This window comes from Proteus sp. FZP2095 (assembly GCF_023701425.1).
Lineage (GTDB): Bacteria > Pseudomonadota > Gammaproteobacteria > Enterobacterales > Enterobacteriaceae > Proteus > Proteus cibarius.
Genome location: NZ_JAMQBJ010000001.1, coordinates 2,085,563 through 2,104,718, shown reverse-complemented (window position 1 = coordinate 2,104,718; position 19,156 = coordinate 2,085,563). Strand labels below are relative to the sequence as shown.

Here is a 19,156-nt window from a genome sequence, read left to right as displayed (position 1 = left end):
GTTATTGCTTTCACAATAAATTGCTGACCTACTCCCCATTGCTTAACAAGCATCGAAGTAAGTATACATTCTGAACTTCCGCTTTTCGCTCAAAGAAGACGGAAATGAAACAACATTGTGCTGCAAAATTTTTAACTAGAAAGGTGTTCTATGTTGTCATATAAATTAACGGTGATAAAATGCACTATCGTCAGTTTGAAGTGAGACTACCATGAAAAAGAATGAATTAATTCAAGCAACAAGACCAACTCGTACTCAACTTATTCGTTCGGTAGCAACCTCTACAGCTATTGAAACAGGGCAGGAGTCTCGTCGCCTTGAAGAAGAAATGAAAACAAAGCGTGAGAAGTTTGGTCATTTGAAACTGGCGATTTAGCTTTCTTTTAAGGCTTCGCTAACCCAATATTTCATGGGGTCATAGTTAAGGTTTAACCCTGCGTGGATTGCTGCAATATACTGCTCGGGGTGTTGAGTCCAACTTTCATAATCCAACGGCTGGAAACCAGCTTGTACTGCCATCACATCCGCGAGTAAACGCGATAAGCGCCCATTACCCTCCCTAAACGGGTGTATCAGAATTAATTCCACATGTACTGTTGCTATAGCTTCTATGACTTGTTCTCGGCTCATATCGGTGCAGGGGGTGTACTCTGCTAGAAACTCTTTTTCAAATTGAGCAAGTAACTTTGCAACTCGACCGGCAGGGGCAAACATAAAGCCACCCTTGCTAATATTCACCGTACGTAACTGACCAGCCCACTCGTAAACATTCCCTAACCATTGGCGGTGCCAACGCTGAATAAGTGATACGGTAATTTGCTCAGTGGGAAATTGTTCTTCAAAAATGACTTGATACAGTTTTTCTAACAGGACAAGCTCTGCATCATTGATATCATCAACGTTTGAAAGCCCTAGCTTATTAGCTAGCACTTCTTCATCAGGACCATCAGCAAATTTTCCTTCGCTGTTAGATACATCATATCTATTCATTTTATACTCGTCATACTTCAAGTTGGCAGCGTTGTTGACTACGTCAATTCGCACTAGTCACATACTTATGTATGCTCCTAGCGACTCATTTACTTGTCGCCTAGCTACACCTCGAATTATTTAGAGTATAAGCGCTGGCTAGATTAAATAAAATAATAACTACCTATAAATCAAAGAATTAATTAAGTGTGGGTTAAATTATAGGTTTTTCTGGAAAATTAATAAATATCGTTACATTTCAACGTTAACACACCCATGCATCATTGGTGTGTGGGAGTCTAAGTGTTGAATGTCAGTCATGTTGTTGTCTGTCTTAACGTATTGAATTTTAAGTTATTTGTGAAAATCTATTGTTACACCACATATCGTTCTATTTCACAAGCATTGTGTGATCATATCACAAGGTTTCAGTTCATTGTTTTAATGATCCAAATATCTTTTTAGACTAAAAGCCAAATAATTTTAAGTCTATGATATCGTTGATTCACCATTAATGACAATCTACACTTACCTGGAAACTCTTTGTTTTTAATTTATTACGTATTGATTTAAATGATATTTTATTACATTGATAAATAAAGTGATAGTACCTGCTTTATTGATTTTATATTAAAGCTTATTGCTCAGGCATTAAAGGAAGGAATTGAAAATAGCTAATATAGGATATCTATAAATTCTTTAAAAAATACTTATAAATATATAATATTATATTTAAGTAAATATACGTTATTAATCAAAGCTCGATACTCTCATCAAGAGTATTATTAAGATGCTTAAAATTAATGTAATAAAAAATAGTCATTAATTATTAAACTCATTATAGTTTATAGCGGGTTAATTACTTAATAATATAATGAGGGATTATGAAAAAGAGCATATTGGCATCGATAATAAGTCTTTTATTAATATCAGCAGTAGGTTGTGATAATTCAAATGAAAATTCGAATACAGGAACACCTTTGCAAGATAAAAATAAGACAGAGCAAACAACACAATCTAAGCCTGATTCAAAAAATACGCAATCTGATGAAGTTCAATTTAGTCAGAAAATTGAAAAAGGTAACTTATGGTTAGCAACGTTTAACGAAGATTTTGGCACCATCATTCAGAAAAAAACCGGCAGACTTTCGGGCACAATTAACGTTAATCTTTTAGATAATACGAAAAAAGTTTTAACAAGTTTAAGTTCTGATAATGGCAAAACTCTTGATCTAACACCTTTCAAAATACTCGAAAATGAAGCAGAGACCGATCAAATAAAAAGAATGAAAGCGAACAGTGCGCTAATGCCTGTTAGAAGTGCTTTCTCTATGTATTTGAGTGGAGCAGGTGCTGAACGCGCTCAAGAATCTTTTGAATTTATGAAAACATTTTCGCCTACACTCCCAGAGCTAGATGCTGTGGGGAATGCTTATGGTGAAAGCTATGTTGATCTATATAAGAAACTGCTGAAATTAGGCGATTATCTTGTTGTAAAAGAGACTTATCGCTTAGATGATTTTGCACAAGCAAGTACTTTGTATGAAGATGTGAAAAATGCTTATGCCAAACTAATCGATGAGAAAGAAAAAGCCGCTGAGGCATATGAAAACTATTACCAAGCAATGCATATTGAAGAGCTTGAATTAGTGAAAAAAGAAGGCTTAGTTGTTCGTTATCAAATTATGCAATCATTGGATACAGTAACTAATACTCTTGATTCAATGAACCCAGATAAAATTGATGTGACTGCACTCTCTGCTGCGATTACAAAAATTGAGGAACAATCAATTGAGTTAGGAAAAGTATTTGGTGATGAAGCATTGCTAAATAAAGAAAATATGAAAGGTACTGATTATTCAGTTAAAAAATATTTAGAATTATACCAACAACTTGTTATTGAGTTAAAAGTGTTAGAAAAAAAACTCAATGAGAATAAAGATATATCAGGTAGCATAAATACGATTTCAAATGAATATAAATATTTAATAGAGAATTATAATTCTCTAATAGCGAAGTAATATTTACGCCATAAAAATGTAAATTGCACTTTAATAGTGCGATTTCTTTCGCAAAATTCACCTTTTTTACTGTGTTTTATTAAACATTAAATGATTGTTAGAAAAAGATGATCCAAACTAATGCTCAGAAGAGTCTTGAAATAGAGTGGAATGCTAGGAAAAAAATATTAAGAATGTAATCTGTTTTTATATAATAAAATTTTAAATTAATGATAAGTATTCATTCTTATTTTACATTCTTACTTTATTATAGTTGCGCTATTTATTTTGCTCTTTGGCTTAATTTTACTGATAAGAAAATGCGTTTTTATCGGTGCAATATAGGACTATCTATAACCACTTATACTTTAAGACGTGCTTCATCACCAAATACGTCAATTGTATTTAATGCAACAACGGATAATGACAGCAATATTATTTATTGGTTTATAGATGATGCTTATCTAGGGAATAGTACAAATCAGCGTTCAATAGAGTGGTATCCCAAAGAGAGTGGTCGCTATCGTATTCGTGCAGTAGACGATAAAGGAAGAGCGGATACGCGAAATATTCGTGTTGATATTATTGGTGTGATTAACAAACAAGAAATTGAAGCACATTAATATTGAAGTTAAAGTCGGTAGGTTTTACTTAATGTTTTTCTTAACGCCAAAATATTAATCTCTATCGTTATCTTACTCTAACTGTTATTACCCTATATTGTTGCGAGATAATTATTAGGTAAAATATTGAAAAATTTATTTTATCTCGTGAGCAAGGAAGAAATAACCAGTATGAAAACTAGTATTCTAAAATTAGCTTTATTAGGTGCATTAGCGTTACCGTTAGTGGGATGTGGTGATGCAACACCTAATTGTGATAGCACTGAAGCAAAAAACTTAGTGGTTGATATAACAAAAGATGAATTACGTGATCAAAAAATGGCGGCTGTGATCGATCAAATTAAGATCAAAGTAGAAAGCGTACGTACTCGTGAACATGATGAGAAGAGAGATACTTACTCATGTGCTGCTGAACTTTCTTTTGAAGGTAAAGGTGGCAAAAACTCTATTCCAATTACTTATACCATTGAAAGTACAGATGACGGCAAAGAGTTTTACGTTAATGTATTTGGTTTGTAGTTGATCCAGAAAAAACCAGAATAGAAAGTAGATATATAAGTAACAAGCCTATATATCTACTTGTAATAGAAATTATGCTAGATCATCCAGAAATTCTGGTGATGGAACAAAGAATAATGTACCCGTTACAGGGGTACTGAATTTAAGCAATTTATCCGTATGGCCCTCAGGTGTACCTGTAAACATATTTTCTAACATACGGTTAGTTGTTGAAAAATAACGTGCATAACCAATAAAGTAAGTACCATATTCATTTTGGGATGGATTGGAAAAAGGCATATTGGCTCTGACAATTTTTAAATCTTCGCCGTTCTCATCTTGAATATTGGTGACAACATTGTGTGAACCAGGCTCTTTTTCTTCATCAGTTAATTCCACATCATTAAATTTATGTCTACCAATGACTTTTTCTTGTTCGATAAGAGGCTGTTTTTCCCATGCTTCCATATCGTGAATATATTTTTGTACAAAAGCGTAACTGCCACCTGCAAACTCAGGATCTTCATCACCAATAACGGCATAAGAAGCTCGTTCATCTTCATATTCTGGGTTTTCAGTTCCATCGACAAAACCAATAATAGAGCGCCCATCAAAATATCTAAACCCATGTACTTCATCAACAGGCGTAACAATATTCTTTAGCTTTTGGCTGATGATAGATGCTAATTCGTAACAGGCTGAAACTTTGAGAGCTCGAATATGGAAAAAAAGATCGCCTGGAGTTGAAACCGCGGTATAAGTATCACCTTTAATTTCTTTAAAGGTATTTAGCTCTTTGGGTTTAGGCTGATTGGGAAATAATGTAGCCCATGCATTTGCCCCGAATCCCATTACACAACTTGTTTCCAATTCAGGAAAACGTGTTCTCATACTACGTATCAGGCCAGAAAAATTATTACAAAAATCGATCAGTATATCGCGGTTTTCAGGTGAATGGGTGAGGTTAAAAACTAAAAAATAAGCATTCTCACAGGGTGATTTCGTAACATCTTGGTATTTCATGGTGATCCCTAAATGACGAATAATAGATGAATAGTAATTAAGTTATATTTACAAAACATTGTTTTTTTAGTTTTACACCAAAAAACTCCCTATTACAAAGAGAGGGTTTGAGTTTTATTCAGATTTTTATCAATAAACATTATCAGAAATGCTATTGTTTTCTCTATTTTTTATAATGCTAATACACTGTATTAATTAATATTCTCATGACTTTGATAAACTAAAGATAGGTGCGGATGTTCCCATAAACTAGCTGGAGTGACAGTAGTTCTTTCCCACGGTATTTGCCCAATAAACCATAATTTCCAAAATTGTAATTTGGCATTAGGATTTTTGCTTAATAACTCTTGGAATGTTTCTATTTCACCTACACGAATAGAGAGTGCTGATTTATAAATATCAAAAACAAATTTAGAGCAAAACTGGCGGGAAGAGTCGTATTTAAAACCTGTGTGGTAAAGCTTATTTAATCTTTCAGGTACTTGTGCAACAAGTGCATTTTTTTGTTCGTCAGAGAGTTGTGTTGATAGCCGGCGTATTGCATAACGTTTGTCCGCAGAGCGGTTAATAAAGCGGGTTAATGTGGTTGTGGTTGAGAGCGGAACTCGACTTTCGGCAACTAAATAATCCTCACCATTATGACCAATAATAATGCCAACATGATTACTCCAGCATAAAGAAGCTGAGGAAATTTGACGAAATAAAGAGGTACCAATACACGTAAATACGATATCACCAACTTCTAATTTTTTTGGATAATCAATTTTTATCATCATTATATGACCTATTAAATAGAAATATAATCACCATTCTTTGACCATAATAAGTAGATAAGGTTTCTATTTGATAACTCAATGATCTTAAGATAAAAAGAACGCTCGGATTTAAGATGTTCTTAATTTTAAGAGGAAAATCATTATTTATTCAGAATAAGAAGATAAAATTAGAATATTAAATTAATATTTTAATTGAGTAATAAATATATATTTAAGTAAATTAACTTAGTCTCTCATTTGAAATATCATATTTTACGACCACGCTATTTTCATAAAGTAACTCTGATGTAATTAATTGAGGAAAAGCACCTACATTGTTCTTAGTGTAAATATCTCGCCAAATTTCATTACAGCGATATACATGCTCTCCCTTTTTGATAAAAGAAGAAGACTTCTCATAAATATGATAACGATATTCCCTTGCTTCACTACAAAGGAGCTCACCTTCTAACTGATGTTCAGCAACATGTAATCTAATTTGGTAATCATAAGGTGTTGGATTATATAAGACTAAATCTACATAGTTATAAAAAATTGCGGCTCCAGAGCCAAAAGGAAGTACTCGTCCTTCATCAGGAAAAGGATCAAAACTATGATTTGCCTTTTCAATCACTTTTAATTCAGAGTGTAATGCTAACCAATGTATTAAATTACTCGCCTGACAAATTCCACCGCCTACACCTTTTCGTGCTTCGCCATAGGAGAGTTGCATACCATCAATAAAACCTCTTTTATAGCTAGGTTTACCGACTAAATAACAAAAAGAGAAATACTCACCCGGTTTGATCACTACGCCATCTAACGCTTTTTCGACTAATTTAAGATTCGTTATTTTATTGTATTGTAATTGAATATCACTTTCGCCACGGCGACTAATCAATTTAGATGTATGTTTTAAATAACGGTAAGAAAGTCGTTGTTCTGGTTGAACGTCTCTGCTGTATTTTCGACCTGAAAAATACCAACTAAGAGAACGGAAGAAACGACGTTGCGCCACTCTCAAAGTATAAAGAATAGGGTGATAAGACGAGAGTGTTCTACGCATAAAATCCTTTTAAACAATAACAAATAGAAAGGAATAAACGGGAGTATGATAACGATTTAATGAGGATATTGATACGCTGATATCCTTAAAATAATAGGACTAAGAATTTAGCTGCTAAATTTATTTATTGATATCTTTCGTTAAAATTTGAGCTTGAGATTGTAAGATAGATAAAAAATTCTTAGTGGCTGGGGAGATATATTTTTCTTTATGATAAAAGTAACGAATGCCTCGGCTAAATTGAATATCATCAAATGCAATTTCACATAAAAGACCAGATTTTAATTCTTGCATGATAGATAAACGGGATAAAATTGAGATCCCTAAACCGTGAATAACCCCCTGTTTTATTCCTTCTAAACTATTTATTTCCATTACATTTTTGAGTTCTTTATTATTTTCTTGGATCCTATCTAATAAAAAGTCACGGGTAGCAGAGTGCTCGGGTTTGATCAGAAAAACTTCTGATACAATATCAGAAAATCTGCAATGTTTCTTTTTTGCCAACCAATGTTCAGGTGAACAAATAAGCACTAAGGGATCGATAAGAAAAGTATCAAGATGATATTCCGTCGGATCTAAATAGATATGATCTGACATGATCAAAAATTCTAATTCTTGGGTATCAAGCTTACGGATAAGTTGGGTTGAACTTGAAATATCCATGCTTAATTTCACATCAGGATATTGCTCTCTAAACTGCGCCATAATTTGAGGCAATAGGTAAACGCCAACAAAATGGCTAGCGCCAAACTTAATTTCACCTTTAGAGGGATCATCAAATTGTCGCATATGCTCAGAAGAGGATTTTACTAAATTAATAATCTGAGTTGCGTACTGCTGATAAACCTTACCTTGGGGAGTTAAATAAAGCCGATTATTGATCCTTTCAAACAATGTTGTTTGCAACTCTTCTTCTAGCTTTCTGATTTTAATACTCACACTGGGTTGAGTGCAAAATAGGCGTTCTGCAGTTTCAGTGACATTAAAACCGTTGGCAAGTAGTAAAAAAGCATCAAGTTGGCTTAAATTCATATCAACACCATAAATTATTTTTATAGTTATAATATATTAATACAATTATCTTTATACCTCAATATTTCTATACTGGACTTCCTACCCTACACATTAAGAGGAATCGGTTATGGAAAAGACTGCGAAGCGAGATGACATCGCTAAACCAGCGCCATCATCACCAAAACAAAACGGTAAGAAAATAACCTTAAAAACAATAGGAATACCTTTAGCTTTATTGGTATTGCTTGTTTTATTTTTTATACCAACACCAGATGGATTAAGTATTGAAGGGCAAAAAGCCATTGCTATTTTTTGTGCTGCGTTAATTTTATGGGTGTGTGGTTCTTTACCCATTTATTTAACTTCAATGCTCGTTATTGTTTTGCTTCCAATAACGGGAACTGTCGCAAAAGAGAAAGTGGTTTTCGGTACATTAGGTTATGACGTTATTTGGCTGATGGTTTCAGCATTTGTTTTAACGTCCGCCATGATCAAATCGAATATTGCCAGACGCTTTGCTTTATGGATGATCACCAAATTTGGGCAAACCCCCAAAAAAGCGTTATTTGTTCTTATTTTAATTAACTTTAGTTTAGTTTTCTTTGTTCCTTCAACGACTGCACGCGCAACATTAATGGTGCCTATTTGTATGATCTTATTAGAGATACATAAGGCAATTCCCGGAAAAAGCAATTACGGGAAATTAATGATGTTGCAAGGTGTACAAGCTGATGCCTTGGCAACATCCGGCGTAATGACGGGTACTGCCGCTAATATTATTGCAGTTGGATTTATCAATTCACAAGCTGGCGGTTCTATTGGTTATATGGATTGGCTAATTGCCTCTTTCCCATTAGCTATTGTTGGCATGACTATCTCCTTTTTTATTGGATTAAAATTATTCTCTTTTAAAGGGGAAGTGGATTTTGAAGGCTCGCTAGAGAAATTGAAAAAAGAACGTTCTCAACTTGGTGCATTAACTAAGAATGAGAAAAAAGCCATGTATATCTTTTTAATGGCAGTGTTCTTATGGGCAACCGAAAGCTATCACCAAGATATGTTTGGCTTCAAGATTAGTGTTTATATGACTGCTGTTATTGCTGCCATTCTTTGCCTGATGCCTCGTATTGGCTTATTAACGTGGAATGAAGCCAATATCAAATGGGATCTAATGATATTTGCAGCAGGTGCTTATGCGGCTGGTAACACCTTAGAATCTACAGAAGGAGCACAATGGTTAATTGGTAAAATGGTTTATGGGCTCGGGCTAGAAAATATGAGCACTACAATGGTTTATATTGTAGTTGTCTTTATCTGCATGTATAGCCATTTAATTTTTACCAGTAAAACAGTAAAAACAACCATCTTAATTCCGGCCATTATTGCACTTGCTAAAACATTGGGCATGGATCCGGTTACATTGGCATTAGCTGCGTCATTTACACTGACTTATACCATTACCTTACCACCACATTCGAAAGTAAATACTATCTATTTCTCAAGTGGCTACTTTAGTGTATTAGAGCAAATGAAATATGGATTAATTACTTGTTTTGTTGGGGCATCGGTAATTTCTATTGCGATATTTACTTGGTTCCAAATTCTTGGATATGGTCTTTAAACCATTAAATTAAGGAATAATAATGAGACTAATTTTATTAAGACACGGTGAAACCTTATGGAATATGGAATCGCGCTTACAAGGACATGCTAATTCATGTTTATCACCAAAAGGTATTAATCAAGCAATGGCGATAAAAGAGAGTATTAAATTATTATCACCTGCTAGGATTATTACGTCAGATTTAGGCAGAACAGTACAAACCGCAGAAATTGTTGGTCATCCAGAAGCAGTTAAAGAGCCGTTATTGCGTGAGTTAAATATGGGAGAGTGGACGGGACAACGAAAACCAGAACTTATAAGACACCATGCAGATAAATACAAAAATTGGCGAGCAGGAACATATACGCCACCTAAAGGCGAAAATTGGTTTGATTTTTGTGATCGCATTGGTGCGGCATTACAAGGATGGGTGCATAAAGAAGACAGCGATTTATTAGCGGTTGTGCATAGTGGAGTTATTCGTGCCGCCTGCAAAGTATTTTTAAATTTATCTCCTGAGTTTTTATTACCAGCAACACCAGGCACAATAACGATATTTAATTTTGATCTTAATTCTGACAAAGCACCAAAATTAGAAGCCTATAATATTGGCTCTTATATGCCAGATAAGAATGTCGCTGATTAAGATTAATAAGTAGTGGTTTTCAAATTAATCGTAGTAATTTAATTTATATAACTATTTAAAAAGCACTCCGATATTAAATCAGAGCAAGGGAAACCTTGCTCTTTTTTTTGTCTATGAAAATAAAAGAATACATTTTGTAAATAATGTTTTTTATTCTTTTTTATACAATTTGTAACTAATAGATTAAGTCGAATTTCATTCAAAAGTAACATGTGGTGGGTTTAATTTAATCAAATAGAGTAAAAAGTAGCTTTTATTATTAAGAGAAAATAATACTTTTTTTTACTCACACCATATGCGTTATAAAATGAAATAAAAATTTATTTATTAATAAAAAATAGTATTTAACTTTTATTTTGATTTAACAATGTTGTATCAATATATGAAAATTTAAAATAATTAAAAATAAACTTTATTAGTTAACTAATAAAGAGTTCACTTGGTTTTAAATCCTGATTAAAATCAAAAATAATGAATATTATACCGCTATAACCAAAACTTGTTTATTGTAAAAAACAATTAGATAATACTCACATACTGAGTTAATTAAGTATTTTTTAATTAATTTTGTTTTATTAATAAAAATTAATCGGAGAAAAAATGAGAAAAAATTTACTTGCAACATTAATTGCTGCGGCGACTATCTTTGTCACTAATAATGCATTAGCAGCAGATGGTACTATTGATTTTACAGGTGAAATTATAGACAACGCATGTGAATTAGCAGCGGGTTCTGATGCTTTAAAAGTTAATTTAGGTACTGTCTCTAAAAAAGCATTACCAAGTACAGGAAGTACTGCTGCAGCGACAAAATTCACAATTAAATTAATTAATTGCCCTAAAACAGTGACCACTGCATCTGTTAAATTTGACGCAGATTCATATGTAGGTGATGACAGTGTTATTGCCCTGAAAAAAGAGTCGGGTGTAGCAACTGGAGTGGGTATTCAAATTACGGATGATGCAAATGTTGTAGTACCTTTATTTACAGCATCTAAAGCCTATCCATTAAAAGAAAATATTGAAAATAATTTAGATTTTAGAGCTCGTTATATTGCTAAAACAGATTCTGTTACTGCGGGTTTAGCAAATGGTAATGCAACGTTTACTATTAACTATAACTAAATAAGATTAAATATAAATTAAGGTTTAAAAGGACTTGAACCTTATTATAAAAACATAGTGGTGATAATATGAAGTCTATTATTGTCTTTTTAATTTCTATTCTTTTTTTTATTAATCAATCTTCTGCTGGTGTTATTATTGGCGGAACTAGAGTTATTTATACAGAAGGGAATAAGAACGTTAGTATTAATGTTGAAAATCCAGATAAAATTCCCTATTTAATCCAGTCTTGGATAGATGATGTTAATGAAAATAAACAGTCAAAATTTACCATTACTCCACCTTTATTTAGACTAAACCCAGATAAGGCGAATACGCTGAGGATATTTTTAACTGAAGGGGATTTACCTAGTGATAAAGAGTCTCTATTTTGGCTAAATATAAAAACAATACCTGCAACAGAAAAAACAGAAAATTCATTGCAGATTGCTTTTAAGACTCAAATGAAATTAATTTACCGACCTGAAAATTTAAAAAAGGTAAATTTTGAGGAAGAGCAGAAAAAATTAATATGGTCAAAAGTTGGAAAAAAAATTAGTGTGAATAATCCAACACCCTATTATTTTAATTTTCAGATAATTAATTTTAATGGGAAATCAGTCAATGATGTCTCTTATGTTGAACCTTTTTCAACAAAATCATTTGATATAAATGATGGTAATGAACATGGCACGATAAATTGGGAAGTTATTAATGACTATGGTGCTAGCGTGAATTTATCAGAAGTGAAAATATAATAAATTATAAATTTAGGTTTTAATATGAAAATTAGAAAAATATGTATTAGCCTAATTTTATATTTGGGCTATACGGCTTTATCATATGCGGAAAATGACAAATCAGATAATATCTACTTTGATCCTGATTTTTTAGAATTACCCAATAAAAGCTCAATTGATTTATCTCAGTTTGAAAATAATGAGCAGTTACCAGGTAAATATTATGTTGATATTTATGTTAATACTAATTTAATTGGTACTAAAAATATTAAATTTGAGAAGATAGATAATGGCAAGTTAATCCCCTGCTTATCAATATCTGATCTCACTAAATTTGGTGTTAAAACAAGCGAATACAAGGAATTAGAAACAAAAGGAAATAACTGTATTAATTTGTCAGCGATCCCTAATGCAAAAAGTGAATTTCAATTTAATTCTCAACGCTTATATTTAAGTATTCCTCAAATAGCGATGAATAATGATCCTAGAGGATTTGTTGATTTAAATAATATAGATAATGGTATTACTGCACTGTTATTAAATTACAGTTATAGCGGTTCGAAAAATTATGATCGTAAGAGTGATGGCTCAAATACAACATCAAACTATATTAATTTAAGACCTGGAGTAAATATAGGTCCTTGGCGTTTGAGAAATTATACAACTTGGTCTAATAGTGATGATAAATCTAGTAAGTGGGATACTGTTTATACGTATTTATCGCGTAGTATTAATCAACTGAAAAGCCAATTAATTTTAGGGGATGGTGTATCACTTTCTTCTGTTTTTGATAGCGTACCTTTTAGAGGTATACAACTTGGTACTGATGATGATATGTATCCTGAAAGTGTACGCGGATATGCGCCTGTAGTACGTGGTATTGCGCGCAGTAATGCCCAAATTACTATTAAGCAAAATGGATATATTATTTATCAGACAGAAGTCGCCGCAGGGCCTTTTGAGATTAATGATTTATATCCCACTGGGAGTAGTGGGGATTTATACGTCACAATAAAAGAATCTAATGGGAGTGAACAACATCAAATCGTACCATTTGCTTCTTTACCTGTTTTACAGCGTGAAGGCTATTTATCTTATAGTGTGACGGGAGGCGAATATCGCTCTTATGATAAGAATGTGGATAAAACTAAGTTTGGGCAATTTACATTAATTTATGGCCTACCTTATGGAGTGACAACTTATGGTGGTAGCCAGTTAAGCCAAGATTATCAATCTTATTCATTGGGAGCAGGAAAAAACTTAGGTGTTTTTGGTGCAATTTCTGTTGATATCACACATGCAAACTCAACCTTTAATGATGGTACTAAGCAGCAAGGTCAATCCTATCGTTTTAGATATAATAAAAATCTGAATAATATAGGAACGAATATAGCATTAGCAGGTTATCGTTATTCTACAAACGGCTTTTATAGTTTATCAGAAGTATTCGATAGTTTTCGACGTACAAACTATAGCCCAGAAGTTGAACGTCGCCGTAATCGTGCTGAAATTACGATTAACCAAAATCTAGGTGAAGGGAATGGTTCTTTAGCAATTGGTTATATAAAAGAAGATTATTGGAATAGTAATAAAAAGACACAGTCTGCTACGTTAGGTTATAACAATAGTTGGCAAGGGATCAGCTATGGAATGAATTATACTTATAATAAGAATACAAATCGTTACTCTTATATTTCAGGAGAGAAAACACAAAGTGAAAACGAACACTTATTTGCATTTTCGGTGAGTGTGCCCTTTAGTGTTTTTGATGATACTTTTTATTATAACTTTAATACCAATAGTAGTAATCATAATACCAGCACAGGCAGTGTGGGAATTTCTGCATCTCAACTCAATAATAGATTAAATTGGAGTGCACAACAGGGATTTACCAATCAAGATCAAGGATCTTCTGGAAATATCAATGCATCCTATAAAGGTCAACTAGGTGATATTACTGGGGGGTATAGCTATAGCAAAGACAACCATAATCTTTACTATGGGGTCAATGGTAGCGTAGTTGCTCACTCTGGAGGAATAGTCCTTGGACAACAACTGGGTGAAACTTCTGCAATTGTTGATATTCCAAATGCTAAAGATATTGCGATACTAAATCAAGCGGGGGTCAAAACCAATAGTCGTGGTTATGCATTAGTGCCTTATGTTACGCCGTATCGAAAGAATACTTTAGAAGTTGATACATTAATGTTACCTGAAAATACAGAAATGGAATTGACGAGCCAAACGATTTCGCCTAGTCGAGGGGCTTTAGTTAAAGCTGATTTTTCTGCTAACGTAGGTCATCGCGTATTAATGACGGTTAATCTTGCAAATAAAAAACCAGTTCCATTTGGTGCTCAAGTTATTTTTAAAGATAACAGCCAATTGAATAGTATTGTTGGTAATGATGGAGAGGTTTATTTATCGGGGTTAGAACAACGCGGAAACTTAACTATTAAATACAACAATGAAACATGTCATGTAAATTATGATTTATCAGGTGTTCTTGATTATTTAGGACTCTATAAAGTCGCTGTGACTTGTCAGTAGTAAATTTAAATAGCATTAAAGCTAATATATTAAACCCAGTTATTTCTTTTATAGCTGTCGATATTTGCTACGCGTAGGAAAGTGAAATGACTATATTAATAAGATTTTTTATTTTAATAACCAGTGTAATAATAAGTTTTCCTTTACTCGCTGGGAATACGGTTACTGTTAATTTTTCTGGAAATATTAGAGCTGCAACTTGTAATATTTCTGGAGGAAGTAATATTAATATTGATTTAAAGGAAATGCCTGCAAATTTATTTAAGACAACAAATTCGAGTTCGGTGTGGAATAATTTTACGATTAAATTAATTGATTGTTCACCCACAATAAATCAAGTAAAGCTAACATTTACTGGTACACCAGATAATGCTGATGTCAATAATTTATATAAAAATGAAGGAACTGCAAAGAATATTGCCGTGCAATTGCAGAATGAAAATAGTAATGGATTAATACCATTAGGTAATCAAAAATCACTGTATATCGCGGTTAATGGCCAGTCATCAGTGAATATTCCTTTAAGAACACGGGCATTTAGTAAACTTGGAAATGCCACTCCAGGTACGGTATCTGCAAAAATTACAGCAACCATAATCTATAGGTAGAGGCAGAATATTATGTATAAAATCATACCATTATCCCTATTGTTTTTATGTTCTCCTTTTGCAGTAGCAAGTGTTGTTAATATTAATGTTTATGGCTCTGTGATTGCATCACCTTGTGAATTAGAAACAAAAAATTACTTGATTGATCTTAATAAAATAAATATTAGAAATATTAAAAACAATCAAAATTCAGATTGGGTTAATTTTTCTATAAAGTTAAAAAATTGCCCAATAACAACGAATAAAGTCACAATGACCTTAAAAGGGATTGTTGATCCTAATTATCCAGAGTATTTTATTAATAGTGGCACAGCAAAAAATACGGCATTAAATATCGCAGCACAATTAAATAAAAGTATTATAAAAAATAATGAAAAATTAATAGTGAACGTTAATCAGCAGACACACAATGCTGAATTTCCTTTATCGGCAAGAATTATAGGTTATGGAAGTAATATCACAGTGGGTTCATTTAAAAGTCATCTTGAATTCACGCTTCTTTATAATTAATGAGTAATAAAGGAAATAAAAATGAGTCATATTTACCCGGCATCAAAAATGATTGGAAAAAAAATAGCTTATTATAGAGCTATGAATGGGTACACTTTAAGTGAACTGGCGGAAATAATTGGTATCAGTCAACAACAGCAATCAAGATATGAACGAGGTATTAATAGAGTTAGTTTAGATAGACTTTATCAATATGCTCGTGCTTTTGATATTTGTTTAAGCCAATTTTTTATTTTAGATGAAGAAGAGCAAAAAGAGATGAAAACTAAAATAATAGATAAGTTAGGAGATAAAAATGCGCCATATAAGCACTAAATCTATTTTTTTATTAAGTGGGGCTTTATTTTATTCCACGTATACTTTTTCTGCTTGTATTCAAAATCCAAATCTCAGAAATATTAGGGCTGATATACCGAATAGAGTCTATTCAATTCAATATGATGATATGGGAACTCGTGTATTAGAAGAAATTCAGATCAATTATAAAAATGGACCTATAAATACCTACTCAGGTACTGATGGGCAATGTGGTAATGCATCAATTTCTGCGAAATATACTAATGGATGGGTGCCTAATGCGAATAAAATTGTACAGACAAATATTCCTGGAATTGGAGTGAAAGTTTATTTTAATAATATAGGTGCTATTAATTTTGACTGGGTTAGTAAGTCTACTGAAGTTGGTAAAACATATCATATGCCCAATCCTTATTGGAGAGTGCAGATAATAAAAACAGGCCAAGTAACACAGTCAGGAAGCTTAAAATTGGGAGAGGTTGCTAAAGCTGTGCAGAATAATACTGCACCTCGCAATACTACTTGGAATTTAACATCGTTATTTCTACCGTTAAATGCAATAAGAATAAACTCTTTAAAATGTTCAACCAAATCATCTAGTTACAATGTTAATATGGGCACTTGGTATGATACCCAATTTAAAAATATTGGTGATGTAAGTAAAAATGTTGATATTCCCATTACGCTAAGTTGTGCTGCAGGTACCAATATTAAAGCCACTGTGACGAGTAGTGCTGGATATATTGATGTAAATACAGGCAAATTAAAGTTATCAGGTACAAATTCAGCAACAGGAATTGGAATTCAGTTATTAGATAAAAATAATAATCCTATTAAATTAAATACTAAAAATAGTTTACAAAATCAGGTTGCATCAGGCGATTATATTTTTGGTTGGAAAGCACGTTATATAAAAACAGGAAGTACTATAACACCAGGAAGTGCTAACTCAATTGCTACGGTAAATATTTTGTACGAATAATTAATGAGTGTATTTTTGATATTATCAATTTTATTTTTCGGAGATGTTATGAATAAAGAAATATCAAGATTAGTTGGCGCTAAAATTAGAGAGTTAAGAATAACACACAGTATGAGTGGCAGTGAGTTTGGTGCTTTATTGGGAATAAGCCAGCAACATCAATCTCGTTTTGAAAATGGTGAGTCAAACATCCATGCAGAAAGTATTTATATTTTATCCTATCTTTTTGATGTCGATTTAAATTACTTTTTTGATGATGTTCAACATGTTGTTGATAAAGATAAAATAGAGAATAAAAAAAGTCATTATCAATCAGAGTCAATTATCGCAAGTAACGATATTTGGCGTTAATTTTATAAGATGCCTAATAATAAACTAGGCATCTTATATTTGTTTTATTTAAGGCGATATTTTTAAAACCTTACCAATATCCCAGTACCTTCCACCATACACTACCCAAGGTTATCCAAACGATAAGGTTAACTACGCTCATCACAAATCCGGTTTTCCACCATTCGCCCAATGTGGCGTAGCCAGAACCGAAAATAATGGGTGCAGTACCAGTACCGTAATGGGTTAATGACATCATTAATGAAGATGAGAATGCCAAGATAAGTCCTAATAACATTGGTGGGGCGCCAAGGGCTAAACCTGCGGCATAGAAAGCAGCAAACATAGCGGTAATATGGGCGGTAGTACTGGCAAAGAAATAGTGAGAATAAACATAAATTAATACCAGTAATATCATGCCACTGACCCAACTTATTCCCATGCTATCAATACTTGCCCCAACACTGAGTGACAACCATTTAATTAGTCCTAATTTTCCTAAGAAGGATGCCATCATTACTAATGCAGAGAACCAAACTACGGTATCCCATGCACCTTTGTTTTTTAAAATATCATCCCAATTCAAAACGCCTGTACATAATAAAATAGATAAGCCAATAAATGCCGCTGTTGTCGCATTAACGCTAAATCCATCACCAAATAACAGTGCAGGGACGCCTGCCCACATAATTAATAATAATGCGAAGACGGCAAGGGTTATTTTTTCAGGCAATGAAATAGGCCCTAATTGTGCTAAACGCTCTTTAGCAAAATGTGGTGCATTCGGGGTGCTGGTTATTTCAGGTTTATAAAGTAGATAAATAACAATAGGCATTAAAATTAATGAAACGATAGCGGGTACAAAAGCCGCAATTGCCCACATAGACCAACTAAGCTCATGTGTAGGATCGGTTTCACTGATAATTAAACTCACAATGAGTGGGTTAGGAGCTGTTGCCGTAATAAACATGGCAGAAGTAATTGGGTTTATATTGTAGTTCACTAAAGAGAGATAACGGCCTATTTTACCACTTGTACCATCTTCTGCTTTAGAGTTAAAACTATCTGATATTGAACGCATAATTGGGTGAATAATCCCACCACCACGCGCGGTATTACTCGGTGTTACAGGGGCTAATATTGTTTCAGCAATAGCCAATGAATAGGCTATCCCAATGGTTTTTTTGCCAAATAGGGAAATAAAATAATAACCAATTCTAGCGCCGAGCCCGGTTTTATTCAGACTCATTGACACCATAATGGAAATACCAATTAACCAGATAAGATCATTGGAAAATCCACTTAATGCATCACCGATAGCGGCTTTGGTTGAATTAGGGTTAGTGACCCCTGTAACAGCGACTAATGCGATAGCAATAATAGAAACAGCTCCGATAGGAAGAGCTTTACCAATAATGGCGGCGATAGTCCCGACAAAGAGCGCTAATAAATGCCAAGCATTGGGATCAACTCCCTGTGGTACGGGAATAAGAAACCAGATAATAAGGGTAATAGAAACGGCGATTAATGTAGGTATGGGGCGTAATGGAGTTAATTTATTCATCAGGTTATTCCATTAGGTTGCAGGTTAAATAAATAATCGGAAGTAAAAAAATAAAGCGAATAAGTGTTTTTATTGAGAACGATCTTATTAACATATTATTAAAGATTCATTGATTGGTGTCATAAAAATAAAATTATTTATTAACTTAATTTTAAAAAAATACATTTTATATAACTTAATGTTATTGAAATATAGAGTGGTTTTTATCTTTATGTTTTTATTGGTTTTTTGTATTTTAACTGATTTATTAATAATAAAAGTCAATTTCAAT

General features: G+C 33.0%; 20 protein-coding genes. 14 read left to right on the top strand and 6 right to left on the bottom strand.

Going from position 1 to position 19,156, the window contains the following annotated elements:
- Positions 1-211 precede the first annotated feature (211 nt).
- Positions 212-376, top strand: a complete 165-nt coding sequence (locus tag NBG71_RS10155; protein WP_164530181.1) for a hypothetical protein — start codon at positions 212-214, stop codon at positions 374-376.
- Here the strand turns inward: NBG71_RS10155 and NBG71_RS10150 are convergent.
- Entirely contained in the window at positions 373-990 is a 618-nt protein-coding gene (locus tag NBG71_RS10150) for a Fic/DOC family protein (RefSeq protein ID WP_250916828.1), read from the bottom strand. The genes NBG71_RS10155 and NBG71_RS10150 overlap by 4 nt on opposite strands.
- 863 nt (positions 991-1,853) lie before the next feature.
- Between NBG71_RS10150 and NBG71_RS10145 the strand changes: the two genes are divergently transcribed.
- The 3 genes from NBG71_RS10145 to NBG71_RS10135 all read left to right on the top strand — a co-directional run bounded on the left by NBG71_RS10145 (position 1,854) and on the right by NBG71_RS10135 (position 4,111).
- Positions 1,854-2,990: a YiiG family protein gene (locus NBG71_RS10145; RefSeq protein WP_250916827.1), complete on the top strand. Its 1,137-nt coding sequence runs from the start codon at positions 1,854-1,856 to the stop codon at positions 2,988-2,990.
- Between the two features lie 299 nt (positions 2,991-3,289).
- Positions 3,290-3,592, top strand: a complete 303-nt coding sequence (locus tag NBG71_RS10140) for a hypothetical protein (RefSeq protein WP_075674359.1) — start codon at positions 3,290-3,292, stop codon at positions 3,590-3,592.
- Between the two features lie 171 nt (positions 3,593-3,763).
- Positions 3,764-4,111 carry a hypothetical protein gene (locus NBG71_RS10135; protein WP_075674358.1) on the top strand — a complete coding sequence of 116 codons (348 nt, stop codon included), beginning with the start codon at positions 3,764-3,766 and terminating at the stop codon, positions 4,109-4,111.
- Positions 4,112-4,183: 72 nt separating this feature from the next.
- Here the strand turns inward: NBG71_RS10135 and NBG71_RS10130 are convergent, their stop codons facing one another.
- The 4 genes from NBG71_RS10130 to NBG71_RS10115 all read right to left on the bottom strand — a co-directional run bounded on the left by NBG71_RS10130 (position 4,184) and on the right by NBG71_RS10115 (position 7,969).
- A complete protein-coding gene (locus tag NBG71_RS10130) occupies positions 4,184-5,113 on the bottom strand; it encodes a Dyp-type peroxidase (protein ID WP_075674357.1) in 930 nt (309 codons plus the stop codon).
- A gap of 191 nt (positions 5,114-5,304) precedes the next feature.
- Positions 5,305-5,883: a YebB family permuted papain-like enzyme gene (locus tag NBG71_RS10125; protein ID WP_250916841.1), complete on the bottom strand. Its 579-nt coding sequence runs from the start codon at positions 5,881-5,883 to the stop codon at positions 5,305-5,307.
- A 226-nt stretch (positions 5,884-6,109) separates the two neighbouring features.
- Positions 6,110-6,934, bottom strand: coding sequence for a VanW family protein (locus NBG71_RS10120; RefSeq protein WP_075674353.1), 825 nt, complete (start codon positions 6,932-6,934; stop codon positions 6,110-6,112).
- Positions 6,935-7,054: 120 nt separating this feature from the next.
- On the bottom strand, positions 7,055-7,969 hold the full coding sequence (locus NBG71_RS10115) for a LysR family transcriptional regulator (protein WP_075674354.1): 915 nt from the start codon (positions 7,967-7,969) through the stop codon (positions 7,055-7,057).
- A 109-nt stretch (positions 7,970-8,078) separates the two neighbouring features.
- On the opposite strand from NBG71_RS10115, the gene NBG71_RS10110 reads away from it, so the two are divergent.
- From NBG71_RS10110 to NBG71_RS10065, 10 genes are all read left to right on the top strand, one after another.
- Positions 8,079-9,572: an SLC13 family permease gene (locus tag NBG71_RS10110; RefSeq protein ID WP_196563948.1), complete on the top strand. Its 1,494-nt coding sequence runs from the start codon at positions 8,079-8,081 to the stop codon at positions 9,570-9,572.
- Between the two features lie 22 nt (positions 9,573-9,594).
- On the top strand, positions 9,595-10,200 hold the full coding sequence (locus NBG71_RS10105) for a histidine phosphatase family protein (protein WP_075674356.1): 606 nt from the start codon (positions 9,595-9,597) through the stop codon (positions 10,198-10,200).
- A gap of 600 nt (positions 10,201-10,800) precedes the next feature.
- Positions 10,801-11,325 (top strand): fimbrial protein, encoded by a 525-nt coding sequence (locus NBG71_RS10100; RefSeq protein WP_075673279.1) that lies wholly within the window; start codon positions 10,801-10,803, stop codon positions 11,323-11,325.
- A gap of 68 nt (positions 11,326-11,393) precedes the next feature.
- A complete protein-coding gene (locus NBG71_RS10095) occupies positions 11,394-12,062 on the top strand; it encodes a fimbrial biogenesis chaperone (RefSeq protein WP_164530671.1) in 669 nt (222 codons plus the stop codon).
- 24 nt (positions 12,063-12,086) lie between these two features.
- Entirely contained in the window at positions 12,087-14,594 is a 2,508-nt protein-coding gene (locus NBG71_RS10090; RefSeq protein WP_164530670.1) for a fimbria/pilus outer membrane usher protein, read from the top strand.
- Positions 14,595-14,680: 86 nt separating this feature from the next.
- Positions 14,681-15,202 carry a fimbrial protein gene (locus NBG71_RS10085; protein WP_075673282.1) on the top strand — a complete coding sequence of 174 codons (522 nt, stop codon included), beginning with the start codon at positions 14,681-14,683 and terminating at the stop codon, positions 15,200-15,202.
- A 12-nt stretch (positions 15,203-15,214) separates the two neighbouring features.
- On the top strand, positions 15,215-15,712 hold the full coding sequence (locus NBG71_RS10080; protein WP_164530669.1) for a fimbrial protein: 498 nt from the start codon (positions 15,215-15,217) through the stop codon (positions 15,710-15,712).
- Between the two features lie 21 nt (positions 15,713-15,733).
- A complete protein-coding gene (locus tag NBG71_RS10075) occupies positions 15,734-16,027 on the top strand; it encodes a helix-turn-helix domain-containing protein (RefSeq protein WP_075673284.1) in 294 nt (97 codons plus the stop codon).
- On the top strand, positions 16,008-16,991 hold the full coding sequence (locus tag NBG71_RS10070; protein ID WP_164530667.1) for a fimbrial protein: 984 nt from the start codon (positions 16,008-16,010) through the stop codon (positions 16,989-16,991). The genes NBG71_RS10075 and NBG71_RS10070 overlap by 20 nt, the downstream gene beginning before the upstream one ends.
- Positions 16,992-17,039: 48 nt before the next feature.
- Positions 17,040-17,342, top strand: a complete 303-nt coding sequence (locus NBG71_RS10065) for a helix-turn-helix domain-containing protein (protein WP_075673286.1) — start codon at positions 17,040-17,042, stop codon at positions 17,340-17,342.
- Between the two features lie 70 nt (positions 17,343-17,412).
- Here NBG71_RS10065 and NBG71_RS10060 read toward each other — a convergent pair whose 3' ends face one another.
- A complete protein-coding gene (locus tag NBG71_RS10060; RefSeq protein WP_109395419.1) occupies positions 17,413-18,885 on the bottom strand; it encodes an anion permease in 1,473 nt (490 codons plus the stop codon).
- Between the last annotated feature and the right edge of the window lie 271 nt (positions 18,886-19,156).

Coding starts and splice junctions, on each gene's coding strand:
- NBG71_RS10155 (WP_164530181.1), top strand. CDS start 212: ATGAAAAAGAATGAATTAATTCAAGCAACAAGACCAACTCGTACTCAA.
- NBG71_RS10150 (WP_250916828.1), bottom strand. CDS start 990: ATGAATAGATATGATGTATCTAACAGCGAAGGAAAATTTGCTGATGGT.
- NBG71_RS10145 (WP_250916827.1), top strand. CDS start 1,854: ATGAAAAAGAGCATATTGGCATCGATAATAAGTCTTTTATTAATATCA.
- NBG71_RS10140 (WP_075674359.1), top strand. CDS start 3,290: ATGCGTTTTTATCGGTGCAATATAGGACTATCTATAACCACTTATACT.
- NBG71_RS10135 (WP_075674358.1), top strand. CDS start 3,764: ATGAAAACTAGTATTCTAAAATTAGCTTTATTAGGTGCATTAGCGTTA.
- NBG71_RS10130 (WP_075674357.1), bottom strand. CDS start 5,113: ATGAAATACCAAGATGTTACGAAATCACCCTGTGAGAATGCTTATTTT.
- NBG71_RS10120 (WP_075674353.1), bottom strand. CDS start 6,934: ATGCGTAGAACACTCTCGTCTTATCACCCTATTCTTTATACTTTGAGA.
- NBG71_RS10115 (WP_075674354.1), bottom strand. CDS start 7,969: ATGAATTTAAGCCAACTTGATGCTTTTTTACTACTTGCCAACGGTTTT.
- NBG71_RS10110 (WP_196563948.1), top strand. CDS start 8,079: ATGGAAAAGACTGCGAAGCGAGATGACATCGCTAAACCAGCGCCATCA.
- NBG71_RS10105 (WP_075674356.1), top strand. CDS start 9,595: ATGAGACTAATTTTATTAAGACACGGTGAAACCTTATGGAATATGGAA.
- NBG71_RS10100 (WP_075673279.1), top strand. CDS start 10,801: ATGAGAAAAAATTTACTTGCAACATTAATTGCTGCGGCGACTATCTTT.
- NBG71_RS10095 (WP_164530671.1), top strand. CDS start 11,394: ATGAAGTCTATTATTGTCTTTTTAATTTCTATTCTTTTTTTTATTAAT.
- NBG71_RS10090 (WP_164530670.1), top strand. CDS start 12,087: ATGAAAATTAGAAAAATATGTATTAGCCTAATTTTATATTTGGGCTAT.
- NBG71_RS10085 (WP_075673282.1), top strand. CDS start 14,681: ATGACTATATTAATAAGATTTTTTATTTTAATAACCAGTGTAATAATA.
- NBG71_RS10080 (WP_164530669.1), top strand. CDS start 15,215: ATGTATAAAATCATACCATTATCCCTATTGTTTTTATGTTCTCCTTTT.
- NBG71_RS10075 (WP_075673284.1), top strand. CDS start 15,734: ATGAGTCATATTTACCCGGCATCAAAAATGATTGGAAAAAAAATAGCT.
- NBG71_RS10070 (WP_164530667.1), top strand. CDS start 16,008: ATGCGCCATATAAGCACTAAATCTATTTTTTTATTAAGTGGGGCTTTA.
- NBG71_RS10065 (WP_075673286.1), top strand. CDS start 17,040: ATGAATAAAGAAATATCAAGATTAGTTGGCGCTAAAATTAGAGAGTTA.
- NBG71_RS10060 (WP_109395419.1), bottom strand. CDS start 18,885: ATGAATAAATTAACTCCATTACGCCCCATACCTACATTAATCGCCGTT.